This is a genomic window from Candidatus Gracilibacteria bacterium (assembly GCA_041661045.1).
GTDB lineage: Bacteria > Patescibacteriota > Gracilibacteria > UBA1369 > 2-02-FULL-48-14 > 2-02-FULL-48-14.
Map to the genome: position 1 here is coordinate 508,605 of JBAZVE010000001.1, position 21,354 is coordinate 529,958.

General features: G+C 49.1%; 18 protein-coding genes and 1 pseudogene. 11 read left to right on the plus strand and 8 right to left on the minus strand.

Annotated features, from left to right (window positions below):
• Positions 1 to 320: 320 nt before the first annotated feature.
• Both WC777_02340 and WC777_02345 read right to left on the minus strand, forming a co-directional pair.
• On the minus strand, positions 321 to 1,295 hold the full coding sequence (locus WC777_02340) for a hypothetical protein (protein ID MFA6024032.1): 975 nt from the start codon (positions 1,293 to 1,295) through the stop codon (positions 321 to 323).
• 44 nt (positions 1,296 to 1,339) lie between these two features.
• Positions 1,340 to 2,242, minus strand: coding sequence for a hypothetical protein (locus WC777_02345; GenBank protein ID MFA6024033.1), 903 nt, complete (start codon positions 2,240 to 2,242; stop codon positions 1,340 to 1,342).
• A 126-nt stretch (positions 2,243 to 2,368) separates the two neighbouring features.
• Between WC777_02345 and WC777_02350 the strand changes: the two genes are divergently transcribed.
• The 3 genes and pseudogenes from WC777_02350 (at position 2,369) to WC777_02360 (ending at position 3,989) form a co-directional block, all read left to right on the plus strand.
• Positions 2,369 to 3,151, plus strand: a complete 783-nt coding sequence (locus tag WC777_02350) for a helix-turn-helix domain-containing protein (protein MFA6024034.1) — start codon at positions 2,369 to 2,371, stop codon at positions 3,149 to 3,151.
• Positions 3,152 to 3,180: 29 nt separating this feature from the next.
• A pseudogene (locus WC777_02355) lies at positions 3,181 to 3,393 on the plus strand (GIY-YIG nuclease family protein).
• Positions 3,394 to 3,443: 50 nt separating this feature from the next.
• Positions 3,444 to 3,989: a DUF4256 domain-containing protein gene (locus WC777_02360; GenBank protein ID MFA6024035.1), complete on the plus strand. Its 546-nt coding sequence runs from the start codon at positions 3,444 to 3,446 to the stop codon at positions 3,987 to 3,989.
• Here the strand turns inward: WC777_02360 and WC777_02365 are convergent.
• Entirely contained in the window at positions 3,986 to 4,528 is a 543-nt protein-coding gene (locus tag WC777_02365; protein ID MFA6024036.1) for a chorismate mutase, read from the minus strand. The two genes, WC777_02360 and WC777_02365, sit on opposite strands and share 4 nt — an antisense overlap.
• A gap of 129 nt (positions 4,529 to 4,657) precedes the next feature.
• On the opposite strand from WC777_02365, the gene WC777_02370 reads away from it, so the two are divergent.
• The gene (locus WC777_02370; protein ID MFA6024037.1) at positions 4,658 to 5,905 is read left to right on the plus strand and encodes a peptidase U32 family protein; all 1,248 of its coding nucleotides are present in this window, start codon (positions 4,658 to 4,660) and stop codon (positions 5,903 to 5,905) included.
• Positions 5,895 to 6,122, plus strand: a complete 228-nt coding sequence (locus WC777_02375) for a ferredoxin (protein MFA6024038.1) — start codon at positions 5,895 to 5,897, stop codon at positions 6,120 to 6,122. The genes WC777_02370 and WC777_02375 overlap by 11 nt, the downstream gene beginning before the upstream one ends.
• A 3-nt stretch (positions 6,123 to 6,125) precedes the next feature.
• On the opposite strand, the gene WC777_02380 is transcribed toward WC777_02375, so the two are convergent.
• A complete protein-coding gene (locus tag WC777_02380) occupies positions 6,126 to 7,550 on the minus strand; it encodes an ABC-F family ATP-binding cassette domain-containing protein (GenBank protein MFA6024039.1) in 1,425 nt (474 codons plus the stop codon).
• Between the two features lie 63 nt (positions 7,551 to 7,613).
• Here WC777_02380 and WC777_02385 point away from each other — a divergent pair, with 63 nt between their 5' ends.
• From WC777_02385 to WC777_02400, 4 genes are all read left to right on the plus strand, one after another.
• The gene (locus tag WC777_02385; protein MFA6024040.1) at positions 7,614 to 8,270 is read left to right on the plus strand and encodes a queuosine precursor transporter; all 657 of its coding nucleotides are present in this window, start codon (positions 7,614 to 7,616) and stop codon (positions 8,268 to 8,270) included.
• A 100-nt stretch (positions 8,271 to 8,370) separates the two neighbouring features.
• A complete protein-coding gene (locus WC777_02390; protein MFA6024041.1) occupies positions 8,371 to 10,734 on the plus strand; it encodes a hypothetical protein in 2,364 nt (787 codons plus the stop codon).
• Between the two features lie 19 nt (positions 10,735 to 10,753).
• Positions 10,754 to 11,158, plus strand: coding sequence for a peptide chain release factor-like protein (locus WC777_02395; GenBank protein ID MFA6024042.1), 405 nt, complete (start codon positions 10,754 to 10,756; stop codon positions 11,156 to 11,158).
• A gap of 18 nt (positions 11,159 to 11,176) precedes the next feature.
• Positions 11,177 to 11,887, plus strand: coding sequence for a UPF0489 family protein (locus tag WC777_02400; protein ID MFA6024043.1), 711 nt, complete (start codon positions 11,177 to 11,179; stop codon positions 11,885 to 11,887).
• A gap of 858 nt (positions 11,888 to 12,745) precedes the next feature.
• Here WC777_02400 and WC777_02405 read toward each other — a convergent pair.
• Positions 12,746 to 13,966, minus strand: coding sequence for an O-antigen ligase family protein (locus tag WC777_02405; GenBank protein MFA6024044.1), 1,221 nt, complete (start codon positions 13,964 to 13,966; stop codon positions 12,746 to 12,748).
• 43 nt (positions 13,967 to 14,009) lie between these two features.
• On the opposite strand from WC777_02405, the gene WC777_02410 reads away from it, so the two are divergent.
• The gene (locus WC777_02410) at positions 14,010 to 14,606 is read left to right on the plus strand and encodes a non-canonical purine NTP pyrophosphatase (protein ID MFA6024045.1); all 597 of its coding nucleotides are present in this window, start codon (positions 14,010 to 14,012) and stop codon (positions 14,604 to 14,606) included.
• Positions 14,579 to 15,139: a class I SAM-dependent methyltransferase gene (locus tag WC777_02415; protein ID MFA6024046.1), complete on the plus strand. Its 561-nt coding sequence runs from the start codon at positions 14,579 to 14,581 to the stop codon at positions 15,137 to 15,139. The genes WC777_02410 and WC777_02415 overlap by 28 nt, the downstream gene beginning before the upstream one ends.
• Here WC777_02415 and WC777_02420 read toward each other — a convergent pair.
• The 3 genes from WC777_02420 to pheS are packed head-to-tail and all read right to left on the minus strand — an operon-like array spanning position 15,120 to position 21,354.
• Positions 15,120 to 17,831: a transglycosylase domain-containing protein gene (locus WC777_02420; protein ID MFA6024047.1), complete on the minus strand. Its 2,712-nt coding sequence runs from the start codon at positions 17,829 to 17,831 to the stop codon at positions 15,120 to 15,122. The genes WC777_02415 and WC777_02420 overlap by 20 nt on opposite strands.
• Before the next feature lie 14 nt (positions 17,832 to 17,845).
• Entirely contained in the window at positions 17,846 to 20,314 is a 2,469-nt protein-coding gene (gene pheT / locus WC777_02425; GenBank protein MFA6024048.1) for a phenylalanine--tRNA ligase subunit beta, read from the minus strand.
• Complete coding sequence (gene pheS / locus WC777_02430; protein ID MFA6024049.1) at positions 20,314 to 21,354, minus strand: phenylalanine--tRNA ligase subunit alpha; 1,041 nt, start codon at positions 21,352 to 21,354, stop codon at positions 20,314 to 20,316. The genes pheT and pheS overlap by 1 nt, the downstream gene beginning before the upstream one ends.

Genomic DNA, 21,354 nt, shown 5'->3' on the forward strand with positions numbered 1-21,354 from the left:
AAACGCTGCTTGTGTCAATATCTTGTGGGGGCCAAAGCTTCACCCAATGTTCTCCCAGAAGCATTTTTGGCAGTAAATAGTGTAGGGGGCTTCGGGCGGGTAGACGGAGAGCATGTCTTGTTGGCATTTGGCGCAGGTGCGTTTGTACATTTGCCGTTCGCTTCGAAGTGCCATGCGATGGCGGTGACGACAAGTTGGACAATGAGTGGGGGGTGGCAAATTTTTGCGCTTATAAAAGTCGGCTTCGGCGCTGATGACCAGGAAGTTTCTTCCGCAGTTGGGAGTGCTGCATTGAAGGGAAGGAGAGGCGTTCATAGTGTTTAGAGGATTAAGGGTGAATCGGTTTCGGTTTGGAGGCGGTTGTGTTCGTAGTCGGAGATGAAGTAGGGCGTGAGATTGTAGTGGCCGCCTGCAATGAGCTCTTGGTGGATTTCGGCGACTTTTTTGGCGTAGTCTTCGGGTGAGTAGGGCTGATTTAAAATGTGGTATTCCTTGTTTTCCAGGTAGACGCAGCCGAAGCAGTTTTTGAGGTTGCGGGAGTAGGCGCAGAATTCGGAATCGCTGGAGCGGTCGGTGTGGAGACAGAAGTTGCAGTTGAAGCAGAGTGGGGACTGCACACAGCTGTAGAGGGCCTCGGCTTCGAAACAAACGGTGAGGTCCACACAGTCTTTGTTGGCATTGGCTTCCACGGTGTAGAGGCAGTCTTCGGAGGCAAAAATGTCGTAGCAGTTGAAGCAGTTTTTACTTTCCGTAATGTGATCGCCGGTGCAATTTTCGGTCATAGTTTGATGGAAGGCGGGGAGAGGGGTTTTGCGTTTCAACGCTTCCACTTGTGTTTGGATGAAGGCGAGGTGATCGGGATTGGAGAGATCGAATTGGGCGATTTTTTGCACATATTCTTCTTTGCTGAGAGGCTGGTTGAAGAGGTGATATTGTTTTTGATAGAGCCCCACACAGCCGAAACAATTTTTGCAGCCGTAACAGTCTTGGCTGTATTGGCATTCGGCGCAGTTTTGGCAGTCCTGGCAGAAGTCGCAGCTGTAGCAATTGACGCAATCGACGCATTCGGTGCACCACTGACAATTCACGCAAAACGACACGCCGCTACAGTCACTGCATTTGCGGGAATAACGACCGTAGTACACATCTTCGCAGTAGAAAACGCCGAAGCAGTAATAGCAGTTTTTAGACTTCACCGCGGTGTCCGAATAGCCACAATTTTCGGCCATGACGAGCTTGAGGTTGTAACGGGGCTGCGTCCGCAAAAGATTTTGGAATTCTTGTATGAAAGGCATAATGGTTGTTGTTAGAGCACAAGGGAGTGTTATATACCCTTTTTCTATTCGCGGTCTTCTTGGGGGTCTAACGCCCATGTCGCCAACCGGTTAATGCGTGCGATAATATTATCTAATTCTTTTCTTTTCTTGAGGGCTTCTCTTTCCGGTGAATCCTCAAGAGGAATTACGCTAGCCACCAGGTTCTCCATAGGAAGTAATGCTATTCTTCCGTCCGCCCCTCCCCCCCTTGCTTCACCATGAACTCCTAATACGTGGCGATCCAAGATATATAAAGTGTCAGTATCTCCTCCAACATTACAGCCATGAAGGGACCGTAATTCATGAAGATTACTTACTATTGTGATATTTTCTTCCGCTATGCCTAGCTCGGTCATCCATGTCTTAATGTGTTCTGCTCGTGTTTTTCCGTTAAAAAATGAGTTTCTAATACTTGAAAATGGTGGATGATCGCCGAGGTTGCTTCCTACTATACAAACTTTTGTGAGGCCTTTCGCTTCCATGTGGGGCGCTATAAGCTCTTTCAACCTTTCCCCAAATGCATCCATTTTTTGTTTGTAAAATTCGTCTGAGAATCCATCGATTGAGTAAAGCATTTGCCTACGTTTTCCTTCGTCATCAGGTAATTGGTCAGCGTATTTCAAAGCATCGTCAAACACCATATCTAGAGTCTCACCGGCTATGAGCCTTTCCTGACCTTTAGGAGTAGCCTCTCCTAGTGCAATTGAAGTTGTACGGTCAAGTATATGCACATGTGTTGAAAGATCTTTCCCTAGTACATCTAGTATTTTATTTTGGATTTCCTCATTAGTGGCTTCCACCGGGAATGCCACCAATGTTGTAGGATGGCCTTCAGCTTCAAGCCTGGCTCTTATCTCTGGGAGTTTGGTCGCATATAGGTCATTGTCTCTGTAGACAAGTGCGATCGGGGTGTGTTTTCCAGACATGGTGATGTGGGTTAATTTGTTTAGAGCCAAGAGAGTATTATGACTCATTTTTGGTATCATGTCGACAACAAGCTGTCATTTTGTTTAATTACAGGGTATAATTGATGTAGAAAGTTAATCTACAGTATGCTTACTGCTACCGATTTAAGTCGAATTGTGGCCTTGCTCAAGCAGTTTGAGTGCAATGAAAGCGAGGCGAAAATTTATGTGGAGTCGCTTAAGACGGGGCCCACGACCGTGCAAGAGTTGGCAAAGAAAATGAAGCGGAATCGCGTCACCGTGCACAGCGCGGTGGAACAACTTGTTGAAAAGGGCTTGCTGTATGAAACTCGAAAAGAAAATCGACGGTTGATTGGGGCGGAAGAGCCGGACATTTTGCATCGTTTGCTTCAAAAACGCGAGAATGAAATGAAGCTACTGAAGTCGAATTTGGACTATGTAACGGGTCTATTGAATTCGGTGCAGGCGGTCGATAAAAGTATTCCGACGGTGAAGTTTTATGAAGGATTGGACGGGTTCAAGAAAATGCTCGAAGAGACTTTGACGGCGAGGGGTAAGGTCTTTGTTTTCACTTATGTTGACCTGTTCTCTAAGTTGCTTGGGCCCGAGTATTTAGAAGATTATTTTGTTCGCCGTGCTAAGAAAGGCATTTATACCCGTCTGATTTTTCCACCCTGCGCATTCGCCACGCGAGTGAACAAAAAGGCCAAGGAGTACAATATTGAGGTGAGACTTTTGCCACCGGAACTCCAGTGGAAATCCGGAATTTTTTCTTGGAACGACTCCATGTCTCTCATGTCTTACACGGAAGGCAAGCTCACCAATACGATCATCGAAAACAAGGACATCGCGTACTTTTACCAGAATGTGATTTTTGAACTCTGCTGGGCGATGGCGAAACCCATGTAGGCGTGTGTGCTATTGATTTCCATTCAATTATGCCATTTTTTACTTACATTCTGCGGTGCAGTGATGGGACGCTTTACACGGGGAGTACCGGGGATCTTGAGGGGCGGCTGCATAAACACAATAACTTAAAAAGTGGGGCGAAATATACGCGGGCGCGGAGGCCGGTGGAATTGGTGTACAGCGAAGAGTGTGAGAGCTTGAGTGCGGCGCGGAAAAGAGAGGTGGAGATTAAAAAGCTTACGCGGAAGAAAAAAGAGGAGCTTTTCATGGTGTGATGAGCTAAGATATTTGTATGAATACAGCAGAACAAAAAGAGTTTCTTGGGGCACTGAAGGCGCGTTTTGAAAAAAACATGAATCGGCATAAAGGTTTTGAGTGGGCTAAGGTGCAGGCCAGGCTGGAGGGTAATGGCGAAAAGGTGGGGGCGCTTTATGAAATGGAAAGAACGGGTGGAGAGCCGGACCTTGTGGGTCAGGATGAAAAAACGGGAGAATATCTTTTTTATGATTGCAGCGAGGAAAGCCCAAAAGAGCGGAGAAGTGTTTGTTATGATCGCGAAGCTTTGGATGGAAGGAAGGAACACAAGCCGGCAAACAGTGCCATGGATATGGCGGGGGAGATGGGCGTTGAGCTCTTATCTGAGGAGGAGTACCGAGGGTTGCAGGAACTTGGAGATTTTGATTTAAAAACATCAAGCTGGATTAAAACACCTGCGGCCGTCCGGAAACTGGGCGGGGCGCTCTTTTGTGATCGTCGCTACGACAAAGTTTTTGTGTACCACAATGGTGCGGAGTCCTATTATGCCGCCAGGGGATTCCGTGGGGTGGCGAGAGTTTAGCGGGAACGCCTCTGACACGCCTTCGAGTCTTCCAGGATGAGGGTGAAAACCGTTTCAACGAGGGGGAGGGGCAGGTTTAGGGGTACTGCGGTTCTGGCATGTAAGGATTTGAGCTCTGCTTCACGAGTGGAGTCGCAGACCGAAAGACCGAGAACTGCTTTTACTGCGCCGATTCGGTTGATGCAATTCAGGCGTTGAGCCAGCAGGGCAATGAGACTGAAGCTTGCGTCCTCGATCATTTTTTGACGGATCTCTGTGGTGCTGGGCTCAGGAACTTCCTCGACAGATTCTTTTGCAAGAAGCGCAAAGAGCCCTTCAACGAGGGGGAGGGGCACGCCTAAGGCAGCAGCATTTCTGGCGCGCAAGGGGCTGAGCCTGGCCTCCAGGACCTTCATCTCGTTTCTGTAGCTGTGGAGCTGAGCCAAGTGTGCGAGGAGGCTCTCATCCACCGCTTCAATTTCCCCCCGCAGCTCGTCTATGCGAGCGAGGTTGGGAGGAGTATCGGGTTCATATGTGTCGGTATGGGAGTCGAGGCTCATTTGGGGGAAGGGTTTAGGTGCGAATTATACAACACTTCATTTAGATAGCAAGAGATTGAATTCGAGTCTGTGCCTTTACAGAGAGGTGATTTTTCATTAAAACGGGTCTGCTTCGTTAAAAATAGATTTATGCAAAAAATTGAAATCATGGCCCCGGTGGGTTCCTTTGAAGCGCTTTCGGCTGCGATAAATGCCGGCTGCGACAGTATTTATTTTGGCGTGGAGCAGCTCAATATGCGGGCGAGAGCGGCCCATAATTTCACCTTGGAAGAACTTAAGGAGGTGGTGAAGCTTTGTGAGGAGAGTGGGGTTCGGTCCTACCTCACCATGAATACGCTTTTGTATCAGCATGACCTTGTTTTGATGCGTAAAATTTTGGATGCGGCAAAGGCGGCGGGGATTTCCGCGGTTATTGTTCAAGACATCGCGGCCATTCAGTACGCACGATCCATTGGACTTTCCTTGCATGCCTCCACGCAACTTTCCATTTCCAATTACGAAGCGGTGAAGTTTTATGCGCAGTTTGCGGACACCCTTGTTTTGGCACGAGAAGTGGATATGGAAATGATGAGAGAAATCTGTAAAAAGATTGAAGAGGAATGGCTTAAAGGTCCGGGTGGAGCCTTGGTTCGTATTGAAGTGTTTGTGCATGGGGCACTTTGCATTGCCCAAAGTGGACGCTGCCAGATGAGTTTGATCACCAATAATACTTCTGCGCAACGAGGCGCGTGTTTGCAAGAATGCCGGAAAAAGTACCGGGTGACGGACGAGGAGACCGGCACGGAAATGGTGATTGAAGATGGATTTGTGCTCAGCCCAACGGACCTCTGTTGCCTTCCTTTTTTGGATAAACTGGCGGAGACAGGGGTGTCTGTTTTTAAGATTGAAGGGCGGGGAAAAAGCGCGGATTATGTGAGCAAGGTGGTGCAGGTGTACCGTGAAGCGCGAGATGCGATTTTGGAAGGGACTTTCACAAAAGAAAGGATTGAAGCATGGATGACGGAACTCAAAAGTGTATACAACCGCGGGTTCTCCGAAGGGTATTATTTGGGCCGAAAACTCCCCGAGTGGAGCGGATCTTCCGGCAGCAAGGCCACGGATGAAAAAATCTATGCGGGAGAGGTGAGCCACTATTTTGCAAAAGCAAAAATTGCGGAGCTGAACTTGCTCGCCCATGAACTGAAAAAAGGAGATGAATTTGTGGTTATTGGAAAAACAACGGGAGCGGTTTTTGGTCGGGTGGAGTCCATGATGAAGGATGGGGCGGAGGTGGAGGAGTGTGGTAGACAGGGTTTGGCGACCATCCCTTTGGTCGAAACGGTGCGAAAGAACGACAAGATTTATCTTCTAAAAAAACGAGCGCTCAATGCCCTTTAAGATTGTCCATTTCCAGAACGACTGCATTGGATGCAACTCTTGTGTGAATATTGCACCCCAGTCTTGGATGATGGACGAAAAAGAGGGGAAGGCGGTGCTGGTGGGAGGAAAAAAGAAGAAGGCTGTTTTTGTGGCTGAAGTTTTTGATTGTGACTTGGAGGCCAATGAGCGAGCGGCGGAGGCGTGCCCGATGCGAATCATTCAGATCAATCGCTAGGGTTTAACGGAGCTTGAGCGTTTTTGTGATGCCCACCTTTTTGATGAAATATTGGTCGTGGGAAATGAGCACCATGGCGATTTCTTGATCCAAAAGAAAGCGTTCCAAATCTTCACGCAGGAAAATATCGAGGTGGTTGGTGGGCTCATCCAAAAGAAGAAGGTCGGGCTTATTGGTGAGCAGAATGGCGAACTCCAGACGGCGTTGTTGGCCGTAACTCAGGGTTTTAATTTTGCTGTCCACAAGTTCCGCCGGGAAAAGAAAATTGGCGAGAACGCTACGGCCGGAAGTGTATTCAATGTGCGTGTTGGCTCCAAATTCGTCGAGCACGGTTTTGTTGGGGTCGAGCTTTGAAAACTGCCCCAAGTGACCAATTTTGAGGTTGGCGCGGAGCTTGAGGGTGCCGTCAAAATCTCCATCCGTTCCACTTAAAATGCCAAGCAAAGTGCTTTTGCCGGAGCCGTTGGGGCCTTCGATGAGCACGCGGTCGCCCTGCTCCACTTTGAGCACGGTGTCTTTTAAAAGTTCGTGGTCCCCAAAGTGTTTGCTGTTGACGCGGAGGTTTAAAACCAAGCCCTCTTGTCCAGCCACCAAGGATTTCATTTTGACGCGGGGGTCGGGGACGGGAGCGGGTGGGGCTTTTTTCTCCATCCGTTCCAGGGCTTTCTTTTTTTGAGCCACCGTGGCGGTGAATTTGTATTTGGGGTGGTTCGCATTTTCCGCGAGCCAGGCCTCGAGCTCATTGACTTCTCGCTGACTGAACTCATGCAGTTGGAGTCGTTTTTGGTAGCGTTCAAATCGTTCCACCAAAAATCGGTCGTAGGTTCCGCTGTACACTTCCACTCCATGCTCCGCGGTGATCTCCCAAATTTGGTCCGCCACGGCGTTGATGAAACTGCGATCGTGCGAGACAAAGGCCACCGTTCCACGAAAAGCGTTCACAAAAGTTTTGAGCCACTCGATGCTCGCGTGATCCAGGTGATTGGTGGGTTCATCCAAAAGAAGGATGGTGGGTTCCAGGAGTAGAAGCTCCGCGAGCGCGATGCGCACGCGTTGGCCCCCGCTCAGGCTTTTGAGGGGCTGAAGGAGAATTTCTTGCGCAAGGCCCACTTCTTCCAGGACCATGTCGATTTGATACGACATCCATTCTTCTTCCAATTTGCTTTCCAAATAAGTGCCCACCAGCTCCTCTTCGTTTGGGAAAAGGATGTCCTGCTTGAGGTAAGCAATGACTTCCTGAGATCGATTGACGCTCCCTTGCTCCGGCTCCAACTCTCCCGTGAGGAGCTTGAGGAGGGTGGACTTTCCACAACCGTTTTTCCCCACAATGGCCACGCGTTTTTTGGAAACTCCGTCCAAAGACACGCTGATTCCCTCGAAAAGGGGGCCGGCAGAAGTTTCGTAAGAGAGGTCTTTGGTGACGAGCATATTTTCTTATAGATTTTATTTTGGGATTTAGGGTAAAATCCCCGAGGTCTTAACCATTATACCATGTCTGAAACGCAAGAAATCCGTTTGGCCGATGGGGCTTTTAAAAAGCTCATTTTGGCGCTCAGTATTTACCTTACTTCTTTGTTTGCTGCAAATACATTGGGCCTCAAAGTGATGCCTTTTTTGTTTGGAGGGCACCTTTCCGTGAGCGTGTTTTCGTTCCCCATTGTATTCTTGATGACGGATCTTATTGGAGAAGTGTATGGTAAAAAAGTAGCGCGGTCTTTTGTTTTGGCAGGGTTTGTGAGCACCGCACTTTTTGTGGCGTACTCCCTGCTCTCCCTTTGGATGCCGTGGTCTGATGACGGCCTTTGGGCAAGGGAAGGATATGAACTCATGTTCGGGGTCTCCACTCGAATTGCCGTGGCCTCTTTAGCCGCCTTTTTGATCGCGGAATACCAGGATGTATTCTCCTTTTTCTTTCTTAAAGAACGGTTTGGGAAGAAGTTGTTTTGGCTTCGATCTATGCTTTCCAACTTATGGTCTCAACTTTTGGACACCGTTATTTTTATGTTCATCGCCTTCTACGGAATTTATGAGCTCAAGATGATGATTAGTCTTATTGTGACATGGTGGCTTTATAAGGTTGCAATGGGGGCCCTCTATTCACCGCTTTTATATGTGGGGTTGCGACTTTTGAGGGGGAAGAAGGCGTAGGCTGGCAAAATTTGTAAAAAAATGTACCTAAAATATAGATTTTGCTTGCAATGTCTGTATTTTAAGGTTACTTTGTGATAAAATTTTACTGTAAAAATATATGAAAATTGCACTGATTTGTGGGGGGCCTTCGCTCGAAAGAGGAATTTCTCTCAACTCCGCGCGGAGTGTGCTCAACCACCTTGAGGGAGATGGAGTAGAAATCGTCCCTGTTTATTTTGACCACAAAAAACGAGCCTATCATTTGTCGCCGGCGCAATTGTATTCCAACACGCCCTCCGACTTTGATTTTAAATTAGGGGAAACAGCCAAATTTTTGAGCGCCACTGCCCTGAAAAATCTTTTAAAATCCTGTGATTTGGCCTTTCCTGTGATGCATGGACAGTTTGGGGAGGATGGTGGAATTCAGCGAATTTTGGAGCGATTCAAGGTTCCTTTTGTGGGCGCGGGACTCCAGGCGTGTAAACTGTGGGACAAATTTGAGGCCAATGGCTTTTTGAGGAAAAATGGATTTTTTACGCTGCCCTCGGCCTTGCTTAAAATTCATCACACGGATCACAAGAAAATTATTGAGGAGTTTTTTAGGAAAAATAAAATAAAGCGAGCGGTGGTGAAACCCGCGAGCGGGGGCTCCAGCATTGGGGTTTACTCGGTGAGCAGCCCGGAGGAAGCCCTGGAGAAGGCTAAATTGCTTTTTGGGCGAAGGATGGACACGCGGCTTGTTTTGGAGCCTTTTTGTGAGGGGACGGAATTTACGGTGATTATTTTGGAAAATCGATTCAATATGCCGGTGGCCATTTTGCCCACGGAAATTGAGACGGATTACACGAAGAATCAGATTTTTGATTTTCGGAAAAAGTACCTGCCCACGCACCAGGTTCGATACCACTGTCCACCACGATTTGATAACGAGACCATTGAGCGCATTCAACTTCAAGCGGAACAGATTTTTAAGATCATGGGACATCGTGACTTTGCTCGTTTCGATGGGTGGCTGCTTCCGGACGGGAAAATCTGGTTTTCCGATTTCAATACCATCAGTGGAATGGAGCAAAATAGTTTTCTTTTCCAACAAACGGCCCGCATTGGATTCAGTCACAGAGATCTTTTGTACAGCATTGTGCAGCATGCCGCGGATCGTTACGGCTTGACGATGCCGCCCAAAAAAGTTTCCGCTGCGGTGCAAAAGAAACCGGTGAATGTCCTTTTTGGGGGCAGCACTTCCGAGCGGCAGGTGTCTTTGATGAGTGGGACAAATGCATGGCTTAAACTACGGCGCAGCGAAAAATATACCCCCAGGCCTTATCTCTTGGATCTCAATGGAGAGGTGTGGGAGATCCCTTATGCCTTCGCGCTCAACCACACGGTGGAAGAGATTTTAGAGAATTGCGAGAAAGCGGAGGAAGGGGAAAAACGGCTCCGATTTTTGGAGGAAAAAGTGAGGCTTCGTTTAGCGCTTAGAGAGGGGGAGGCCAGCGAGCCCTTCTTCATCCCGCGAAAAATGAGCTTACAGAAATTTATTGAGCAGAGTTCATTTGTGTTTTTGGGCCTTCATGGTGGAATTGGAGAGAACGGGACACTTCAAGCGATGCTTGCGGACAGCGGAGTGAAATTCAATGGACCCAGCGCGGAAACTTCCAGGGTGTGCGCGGATAAGGCTGAAACGGGACACCGGCTCATGGGCCTGGAGAAGTCTGGGATTTTTGTGGCGCCCAAGCAAACCGCTCTTTCAAGTGGTTTTGACGGATGGGATGATAAAGATTTTGAAAAATACTTCACGGAACTCCAAAAGAATCTTGGCTCTAAAACGCTCATTGTTAAGCCTCGTGATGAGGGGTGCTCTTCCGGCATTGTGCGCCTCTTCACTTGGCATGATTTGCAGCAGTACATCCACTTCGTTTTGAGTGGAGAAACCCAAATTCCCGCCGGGTCTTTTAGTAAACAAAAGGACCCTATTGAAATGCCTCTGCAGCCCATTGCGCACCTCCTTTTTGAAAAATTTATTGAAACCGACACGGTTCGGGTAAAAGGGAATCGTCTCAAATGGCACCGTAAAGGGGGGTGGATTGAAGTGACGGTTGGGGTGCTTCAAATGGAGGGTAAAATTCATGCGCTCAGCCCCAGCCTTACCATTGCGGAAGGGGAGGTGCTTTCGGTGGAAGAAAAATTTCAAGGAGGGACGGGAATCAATCTCACCCCGCCTCCGGAGAAATATGTGAAGCCTGCTGTTTTGGCTCGAGTTAAAAAATCCATAGAAAAAGTGGCCCAAGTTTTAAAAATCGAAGGGTACTCTCGGATCGATGCCTTTATTCAAGTAGACACCGGGGACCTGATTTTGATTGAAGTGAATACGCTTCCCGGGCTTACTCCTTCCACGGTGCTCTTTCACCAAGGCATTGCGGAAAGCCCATCGGTTTATCCTCTGGAACTTTTGGAGAAATTCGTGGAGAATAAGGGCTATTAAATTGGCGCGAGCCGTACTTATGGGTGATTTCCCCGTTCCGCTGAAGCAGAAATTTCTTGAAAAGGCCGAGAGGCTGCGGATTTTCCCTGAAGATATTGAGGAGAAATTTGTGAGAGGAAGCGGCAGCGGAGGACAAAAAATGAATAAAACCGCCAGTACGGTTTGGCTCAAACATTTACCCACCGCAATGGAAGTGAAAGTTCAGGATCAGAGGGAGCGGGAGGCTAATCGCATGGCGGCGTACAGGGTTTTGATCCTAAAAATTGAAGAAAAGATACTGGGGAAGAAATCCGAGTTGATGCAAAAAGCTTTTAAGCTGCGCAAGCAAAAAAAACGCCGAAGCCGCAAGGCGAAAGAAAAAGTTTTGGATGAAAAAAAGCACCGAGGCGAGCTCAAAGAAAATCGCCGAACCCCTCAATTTTAATAAATCTCCTTCCGTTGAATGATGTACGAAAAAGCTTTTTATTTAACCGGTAAGCGAGGGAACAATGTGTTTTCTTATGAAGACCGCGGGGAGGCGCCGCAACTTTTTATACCCGCCATTGTGGAAGGATCTTTGGAGGATATTCGGGAGGGTACAGAAGTTGTTTTTTCCGATCGGGATGAGTACGGGGTTTTGCAGAATTGTGTTGGACTTTTGCACTTTGTGAGGACTTCTTTTAATGGGATCCCCGTTATTGTTGTGGACAATCACAATCATGTTTTTTACTTTTGGCATGAGGCGCGGGCCCGTGGGTTTTTACGAGAGGGCGCGACACTGATTCATATTGATCAACACAAGGATGCGCGAGATCCCGGTGTGCCTTTTACGGGAGCAAGCCTTGAGGAAGTTTTTGCCTACACGAACGAAGTTTTGAATGTGGGCAATTATATTGTGCCGGCGCAGCGGGGTGGGCTTGTGGGGGAGGTGCAGTTTGTGACCAGCGAACAAGCGCTTGAGGATGAGTCCTTTTGTGCTCGAGATAACAAAATCCTCAATATCGATCTCGATTTTTTTGCGCCGGAAATGAATTACATCGATTTTCAAAAGGCCCGGCGCTTTATTTTGAAGCACGCCCAAAATGCTTCACTCATCACGGTGGCCACCAGTCCCTTTTTTATTGAGCAGAAGCGGGCACTAGAGATATTGACAACCCTATTAAGAGTTGTATAATTTCTTCTATGTCACACTCTTTAGAGTCCGGTGAGGCTCGAGTAGAAGAAGAACTTAGTCCTACGCGCTTAGATCCTGCCGCGTGGACTCGTGTGGCGGACGAGGTGAACTTAGCCTGTAAGGACTTGGTGCTTGATCCTTTTATTCCTTTAAATGTTCGTACAAGCCTTTCTGAATTGCAGGCGTCTTTGAGCATGATGATGCCGGGTGGAGACTTGAGCTTCGCCGACCAAGCAGTTTTTGAATTTTTGGCAGCCACTTTTCGGCCGGATCCGGTGGTGGTGAAAAGAAGATCTCGTCTTGATTTGGCACGACGCATCCATGATGTTCGAAACCTTACTATTGTACTTTTAAGCCTCTTGGAACGGCCAAATCCTACCGGTACAGATTTGGAGCATTCGCGGGTTATTGTCCAGAAAATTTTAAGTGTTTTGGACGGTCAAGAGGGGGCTCCCGCCGCACTCTTTATGCACTTTGAAGAATTGTCACAGATCTTTGATGACATGCATTTGCGGTACGGGGATCCCACGAAGATCCCTTTTTATTTCACGGGGAAGGAGATTCCGCTCAGCACCATGAACCTCAGCAGACTTCTCATCAACCTTATTGATAATGCTAAGAAGGCAGGAGCTACTGAGGTTCAGTTTAGCTTTGATGTTGAAGGGAACAGCCTTGTCATCCACCTGCTCGACAATGGACCCGGGTTTCCTGCCGAGCCTTTTGCCAGTAGGCCCAATGCAGCGACGGGGCATGGGTATGGCCTTGATGAGTGCAAGACGCTTTGTGAAAAGGCCGGAGGAAGCCTGAGCCGTGGGTCGCTTAGGGGAGAGTCCGGGTGGACAGCTGGGGCGGAGTGGACTATTCGGCTTCCTTTGAATGAGGCAAGAGACCCGCAGTGATCCAAAAAGGAGCCATGAAAAGGGGGAAGAGGAGACTGTTTACAAAAATGGCGTGGATGAAGAGGCCGCAGAGACCGGCCAGGAAGCCCGCGGCGAAGCCGGATTTTTTGTGAACCCAGGCTTGTTTGGCGAGGAGGAGATAGGCCGCCAGAAAAGGAATGAAGCCGAGGAGTCCGGTGGTGGCCAAAATGTTGAGTAGACTGGAATCGGAACCGCTGGCGGAGTGAATTTCAAGATCTTTGAGCGTTCCCAGTTCCAGAGCGGCGTGTTTGTATCGATTGTAGCCATGCCCAATCCAGGGCTCCTTCAAAAAGAGTTGCCAGGCCTCTCCCCAAGAATCATAACGAAGTCGGGCGGAGGCGTCGGGGAGAAAATAATCTTCCACAAAGGCGGACTCGATGCTTTCCACAAGGCTCAAAAATCGAGATTGAACGGGGGGTAAAAAACTTAGGGTCACAAGAAGAATGGCCATAAAAACAAAGAGCAATTTGATGGAGCGAAGCAGTCCAAAAACAAAAAGTCCCGCCATGAGCGCCAGGTAGGCGCTGCGAGAAAGGGTGAGTACAAGAGCCAGAAGCATCACGAGAGCCAGGGCGGCGAGCACGGCGCGGTGTTTTTTAGCATCCCAGGCCACCCCCACCACAATGGGGAGCATGAAAGCCAGGAAGCCGCCCACGAAGTTGGGGTCAAACCAAGTGGAGAGCAGGCGGTTTTGGTGTGGGTCCCAGCCCAAGAGCTCCATGGTGGTGAAATCCGGCATGATTTTGAGTTGGATGAAGCCCGCCACGCACAAAAGGAAAATGAAAAAGAGCAGGGCGAGGAGGGAGTGTTTTTTTTCAGCCGCACTTTGATTCCAAACGACCACGGAAAGTAAAAAGAAGGCCGCGAAACGGACCCCGTAAAAAGTGGATTCCAGCACTTCTTGCCCGGACATGTCGCCGGAATGAAGGAGCAGGGAAGCGAATCCAAAGAAGAGAAAGATAAGAACGGGGAGGGCCGTTTTGGGAAGGCGAATGGGGCGCTTTTGTATGGCTTGGATTGTGGTCCAGGTGAGAACAAACAGCGGGACGAAGAGGTCGATCCATAAAAACCCGTGGAAGCGACTCAGTTCACCCACCAAAGAGAGGAGGAGGGCAAGTCCAATGCCAATGGAACCGAAAGGGAAGGCTTTTTTAATCATTGGGGATATTGTACATTATACCAGGCCTTTTCAACTCGATTTTATGAAGCTGCTTGTCGCCACAAAAAATCCAGGAAAATTTGAGGAAATTCGAGAAATGTTGCTTCCACTTGGTGCCGAGCTTTTGTCTTTGGCGGAAGTGGGGATTAGTGACGATTTTTTTGAGGGCGGGGATGGCTTTGAAGAAAATGCACTTGGAAAGGCGAGGTTTTATTTTGAGAAATCCGGGATACCCGCCGTGGCCGACGACAGTGGTATTTTTGTGGAAGCGCTTGAAAGTGAGCTTGGGGTAAAGACGCGTCGATGGGGGGCGGGAGAACGAGCGAGTGATGAAGAGTGGCTCGAACAATTTTTAAAGCGAATGGAGTCGGAAGAAAATCGGAACGCCGAATTTGTGTGCGCGGCGGCTTATGCCGGGCCCGAAGGGGAGCGAGTTTTTGTGGGGGACACAAAGGGAACCCTTGCAATGGCACCACAAGTTCCGGTTCGCCAGGGGATACCGCTCTCTTCGATTTTTTACCCCGAAGGATACCGTAAAGTGTATGCGGAACTTTCTTTGGACGAAAAAAATGCGGTGAGTCACCGCGGAAAAGCCTTTAACAAACTGCTCTCATGCTTGAAGATGTTTTGAAAAGAATAGAGACCGAAAATGAGGCGCAAGACCAATGGATTGTTGGCCCTGCCACCGGGAAAATGCTGCACTGGTTGGTGCGCGTTTTGGAGCCGGAAGTGGTGCTTGAAATTGGTACTTCGGTTGGATACAGCGCCCTATGGATGGCCTCCGCTCTCGAGAAAAATCAAAGGGGGCAGCTGTGGACCATTGAGTCTCATGAGGAACGGTTCCACACGGCTCAAAGAAATATTGAAGCGGCGGGATTGGAGCACCGCATTTTGCAATTGAGGGGACATGCTCCGGAGATTTTTACGGAAAACCCCATCCTGCCAAAGCGCATCGACCTTGCTTTTTTTGATGCCACCAAGCAGGAGCACCAGTCTTATTTTGATGCTATTTTTCCACGCATCCCTTCAGGTGGCATGATTGTGGTGGACAATGTTCGGTCTCATCGTTTTGGAAAAATGCAGAGCTTTATTGAGGCCACGCACAAACATGCCGGACTCAAAGTGGTTGAGATTCCGGTGGGAGATGGGCTGCTTATTGCCCGCGTCGTTTAGGAAGAATGCTGTCTAAAATATTTGTACTGTTGTCGCTGGGCTCAGCGGAGTTGCCGGAGTTATTGGAGTCCTCACCGTCGTCGCTCACTCGCAATTGAATGGTGCTTTCTGAAGAGTATCCATACTGATCCACCGCTTTTGCGGTGATTTCCAAAACGCTGCCCGACCGGGAGGTGATGGGGATCACGATGATTCCGTCGTAAGGATATTCCAGAGAGGTGTAGCGAAGATCCTCGTTGACAAAATACTCTACGCGGTCGATGCCATTTCCCTCATCTAAAATTTCTACGGTGACATCGTGGAGTCGATCTTCTCTGGAAACAGAAGAGAGGCTTTGAGGGCTTGTGATGGCCAATTCAGGGACATTGGAGGCGGTCTCTGCGTTGTGAATATCGGAAGCGTATTCGGTGGGGGGCTGAGAATCTTCCTCCTGAGTTTTGGCCCAGGCATCAATATCGTCCTGCCAATTTCCCCAGGCCTCACGATGGATGCGATAACTTCGTTCTTCCACGGCATCTTCGGGGGAATATTCCGTGGCAAGCCGCTTTGTGATGGTTTCCACTTTAACGGTGACGAAGGCATCATCCACTTGGGTGGGAACCGCAAAGTCCGCAAAAATTTCTGTACCCACCATGTCGGGTGGAGTGCTTTCTCCCGCCAGTTTTCCGCTCGCCTTGCTCACCGCTATTTCACGAATTCCACTGGGGCGTTGCCATTCCGTGGGCTCCAGACGATTCAAAACTTTGCCCATGTAACTTTTCCAAATGGGGGCAATGGTGCTGTAGGACTCTCCATTGGAATTGAGGGCGCTTCCGTCGGCATTCCCGGCCCACCCAATGGTGACGAGCGTTGGGGTGTACGCGGCGATCCAGTTGTTGTTGGGCAGATTAGTGTTGGGTACATTGGAGGTCCCTGTTTTTGCCGCATTGTCGATGGCGGGGAGGTAAATGTTGGCGCCCAAGCCCGCGCTTGAGTCTGAGAGAATATCATTGATGATGTAGGCCACCTGGGGGTCCACGACTTTGGTTTTTTCTACTTTAGCTTCGTCCCATTGGTCCAGCACTTTTCCATCCGTGGTTTCTATTTTTAAGATGGAGCTCAGTTCGGTGTGGGTGCCATTGTTTGCAAAAACACTGTACGCCTCCGCCATTTCCAGCGGCGTTACTTCCGCAGTTCCCAGTGCCAAACTTGGGCCGGAGGGATATTCCGGATCGTAAACCAGACTGTCGAGGCCGAATTTTTTAGCATATTCTTTGATGGCCTTCTCCTCTCCCGCAAGGAAGTAGGCTTTGATGGCGGGGATATTTCTGGATTGGCCGAGGGCGTAACGCATGGTCATTGGACCTTTGAAACCACCATCAAAGTTATTAGGACTCCAGTTTCCAAAATTAGTTTTGACATCATAAAATACGGTGGCGGCCGTGTATTGGTTGAGCAGAGCCAGCGAGTACACGAAGGGCTTGAAGGAAGACCCCGGTTGACGAGCGCTGGTGACCATGTTCACTTGGCCATCTATTTCGGAATTTGTGAAGTCCACGGAGCCCACCATGGCAAGAATTTGTCCGGTTTGAGGTTGCACCGAGACCAGTGCGGCGTTGCTCGCTCCATAAGTGTCCAGCAGCGTGTCTTTGCGTTCTTCGATGGCTTCTTCCGCAGCTTTTTGGAAGTCGGGATCGAGCGTGGTGTAGACGCGTAAACCTCCTTGTTCCACCACATCCGCCCCATAGGTCTCTTCCAATTCTTGTTTCACCCACAGCACAAAGTGCTCGGCGGTATCGAGTTCGTTGTAATTTTTGAACTCAATACTTGCGATTTCTACCAGTGCGGCGTCGGCTTCTGACTGCGCAATCATGTCCAGTTCCACCATTCTTTCCAGCACCAAGTCCGATCGGCCTCTTATATAAAAGGTGCTTCCGTCCGGCATGGTGAACGCCGTCCCCAAAAGACCTCGAGTGAATTCGTCCAAGCCCAAGTCCTCTTCACTCTTAATGACTCGTCCGTTCAAACTTTCTTCCGTGAGCTCAAAGGCCAAGACGGAATATTTGTAGTTTCCATAAGGGGAGTAACGCGTGGGCTTGTTCGGGATTCCCGCCAAAATAGCGGACTCTCCTAAAGTGAGTTCACTGGCATCTTTTTCAAAATAGCGCTTGGAAGCAAGTTCAATTCCGTAGGCGTTGTTTCCGTATGGAATTTCATTGAGATACATCAAAAGGATCTCATTTTTGCTGAATTTTACTTCCATCACCAAGGCGATGAGAATTTCACGGTATTTACGAATGTAGCTGTGCTCCAAATTGAGCATGGCGTTTCTTGCCAACTGTTGAGTGATGGTGGAACCTCCTCTTGGGGTGCCTATGCCAAATTGTGAAAGAACTGCTTTGAAAAGAGCGGGGACATCAATCCCAATGTGTTTGTAAAATTTATCGTCTTCAATGGCCAGTGTGGCATCGATCAAGTAAGGAGAAATCTCTTCAAGAGTTTTGAGGGACTCACGGTTTTCTTCACCGTGAATGGTGTAGAGGAGATTCCCCTCGCGATCCATGATTTGAGTGGAATCTTTAGCCTGTGCTTCACTAGGATTGAAGCTGATGAGGAGCCAAAAGGCGTAGACGAAGGTTAAAAAAGCGATGGACAGTCCTCCTCCGAGTATTCCAATCAACACAAAACGGAGACCGCGTTCTTTTTTAGACATGTGCGGGCGGGGTTTTAGCTTTTCCCAGCCGTCTCGAATGTGTTTTTTAGTCCAGGTTTTCATAGACGCCCACGGATTATACCACCGGACCTCTCGATAGCAAGGAAGGCGGAGCCGTGAATTTTTTGGAACTCCTCTTCGGTCAGAGTCCTTTCGGGGTGGCGGAGGACAATCGTATAAGAAAGTGATTTTTTGTCTTCCGGGATATTCTTGCCTTCGTAGGAGTCAAAAAGCTCGACGGACTCTATTATTTTAGCTTCATCTCCTGAGCGAATAGCCCTCTCCAGCTCTGAGGATTTTGTTTTTTTATCAACCAGTACGGAGATATCAAAGCTCATGGATGGGAATTTGGGCAGCGGCTTGAACCGTTTTTCTTCGCGGCCGTTTTGGACCAGAGCGCTGAAATTCAGTTCGAAGGCGCCACTGTTTGTAGTCAAGTCATAGGCCTTGAGCACCCCCGGATGCACCGTGAAGAGGTGCCCAACGGTTTTGCCTCGCACGGTGATGTCCATGCATTTCTTGGGGTGCGCATAGGCCAGTGGTTTTTTGGATTCGTGCAGCTGGAAGGAAGTGACTCCAAACGCTTTTAAGTAGTTTTCCAAGGCCCCTTTGATGACGAAAAAAGGTTCGCCGGGCTCCGCCACCATGGCGGCCAAGTGTTTTTCTTCCCGAGGCATGTAGTCGCCGACTTCCTCGTAGGTGTGGCCAAGTTCAAAGATTCGCACCTTTTCAAAATTGCGTTGGTTCGTGGCGATATTGTCCAGCATTTTGGGGATGAGCGAGCGGCGCATGTGAGTTTGATCTTCGGAGAGGTAATTCAAAACCTTAAGGTGCCCCTCTTCCTGAAGTCCGCAGTTTTCCAAATGATTCTTGCTGTAGAAAGAATAATTCACCACCTCGGTGAAGCCCAGCCCAAGTGCAAAAATATTACGGGTGGCGTGTTTGTAAAACCGCTCCGGATTTTCGAGAGGGAGCTGCATGGGCTTGTGTGGGAGAACGGCGGGGATATTGTCGTAGCCATAGATGCGCGCCACTTCTTCCACAAGATCTTCTTCAATGCTCACATCTCCCGTTGCGCGATGCGCCGGCACGGTGACTTTTAGATTTTTTCCCATGAGTGCCACTTCAAACTCGAGAGACTTTAAAATGCTCACCATCTCTTTGGTCGGGATTTTTACACCGATCTTACTATTCACCGATTCCGGACTCACCGTGACCACAATTTTCTTAGGCTTCCAAGTGCCTTCTGTTACGATTGGACCGGCCAGTTTTGCCGATGGGCAAAGCTCTTGCAACAAGTTTATGGCGCGGTTTATGGCCACTTCTGTCATACCGGGGTCCAGGCCTTTTTCAAATCGTTGGGAGGCGTCGGTGCGTAGGGCGTGCCGTGCGGAACTTTTGCGGACCACCACGGGGTTGAAGGCGGCGGATTCCAAAATGATTTCGGTCGTCGCATCACTGATCCCGGATTTTAGTCCACCCTGAACTCCCGCCAAGCCCAGCGCTTCGCCAGACTTATTGCAGACCAGTGGATCTTCCTCATGTAGTTTTTTCTCAGTTTCATCCAGGGTCACTAATTTCTCACCTTTTTTTGCAGTGCGCACGATGAAGCCATCATCGCCCACCACTTTGCGGTCGTAGGCGTGCATGGGTTGGCCAAGTTCCAGCATCACAAAGTTGGTGACATCCACTATGTTGTTGTGGGGATTCATTCCGGCTGCTCGTAGGCGGGCTTTCATCCACTCGGGTGACTCTTCAATCTTAATTCCGGTCATAATGGCCGCTGAAAACCGCGGACACAGGGTAGAGTTTTCAATTTTAATGGAGACTTTTTCTTTGCCGCTTGCAGGCTTTATTTTCAAGAAAGGGTCGAGTTTTTTAAGCGGTTTTCCAAAGATGGCGCCGAACTCTCGTGCAAAACCATAATGACTCCATAAATCCGGACGATGGGTGAGGGACTTGTTGTCCACTTCCAGGAGTGTGTCGTTTCGATTCAAGGCTTCCGCCAGAGGCGTGCCCACCTTGGCTTTGGTGGCTGTGAGGTCGTGAATGCGCACTTCCTTGGTCTCTGCCGTGTTGTCTGGCGCGAGGCCGATTTCTTCGCCTGCACAAATCATTCCATAACTGCTTTCGCCGCGAATTTTTGCTTCGGTGAGCTCCGCAGGTTCTCCTTCACCATGCCAACGGACCCAAGCCCCCGGTTTCGCCACGGCCACCAGCATTCCTTCAAATAAATTTTGCCCGCCACACACAATTTGTTCGGTTCGGTCGCCGATATCTACTTGAGCCAAATTCAAACGATCAGCCCCCGGATGTTTTTTTACGGAAAGCACTTTCCCAATCACCATGTTTTCATAATTCTTGGCCTCGTCAATCACGCCTTCCACTTCCGCCGTGTGTACGGTGAGTTCCCAGCCAAACTCTTTGCCGCTCAGCTTGGGCAAGTCCACAAATTCCCGAATCCAATTGAGTGAAATGTTCATTAAAACTGTTTGTTAAAACGCAGATCGCCGCTTTGCAAATGGCGAATGTCGTCGATGCCGTAACGCATCATTACGAGGCGGGTGAGGCCAAAGCCAAAGGCCCAACCCTGGTATTTTTTGCTGTCCACGCCGCCGGCTTTGAGTACATTGGGGTGTACCATTCCACAGCCCATGAACTCAATCCAACCTGTTCTTTTGCACACACGGCAGCCTTTTCCGTCACAAAACACGCAGGACATGTCCAACTCAATTCCGGGCTCCACAAAAGGAAAGTACCCCGGGCGGAACCGAACTTTCATATCTTTTTTAAAGAGGCGACTCAAGAAGTCTCGCATCACGGCCTTGAGACTTGCAATGGAAACATCGGTATCAATCAGAAGTCCCTCCACTTGGTCAAAAGTGTGCTCGTGGGAAGCGTCTGTGGCTTCGTTGCGGAACACGCGACCCGGCACGATGATTCGCAGCGGAGCGCCGTATTTACGCATGGCACGGATTTGATTGGGCGATGTTTGCGTTCGCAGCACCAGCTTTCCTTCTTCATGATCGGTATCTTTGTCCAAAAAGAAAGTATCCTGCATATCGCGCGCGGGGTGATGCGCGGGCACATTGAGCCCCTCAAAATTATAAAATTCACTTTCGATTTCAGGTCCATCCACCACGGTGAATCCCATTTGCTGAAAAATCCGTTCCACCTCTTCTTGCGTCTGGGGAACGGGATGCACGGAGCCCATGGCGAACTTTTCTCCCGGCAAACTGAGATCTATCCAGTCGCTTTCCAGCGCTTTGTCGATTTGCTTTCGCTCAAGAACGCGAGCGGCTTGCTTGAACTCCGCTTCCAACACCACTTTAAGCTCGTTGATGGCCTTTCCGGTTTTCTGTTTCTCTTCAATAGAAAGATCCTTCACTCCTTTAAGAAGCTCCGTGAGCTCACCATTTTTACCCAAAACTTTCCGCTCCACTTCTTTGAGCTGTTCGAGAGTTTCGGCGGATTGGAGGTCTTTTAAAGCCTCGGTACGAAGAGATTTAAGCTTTTCTTGCAT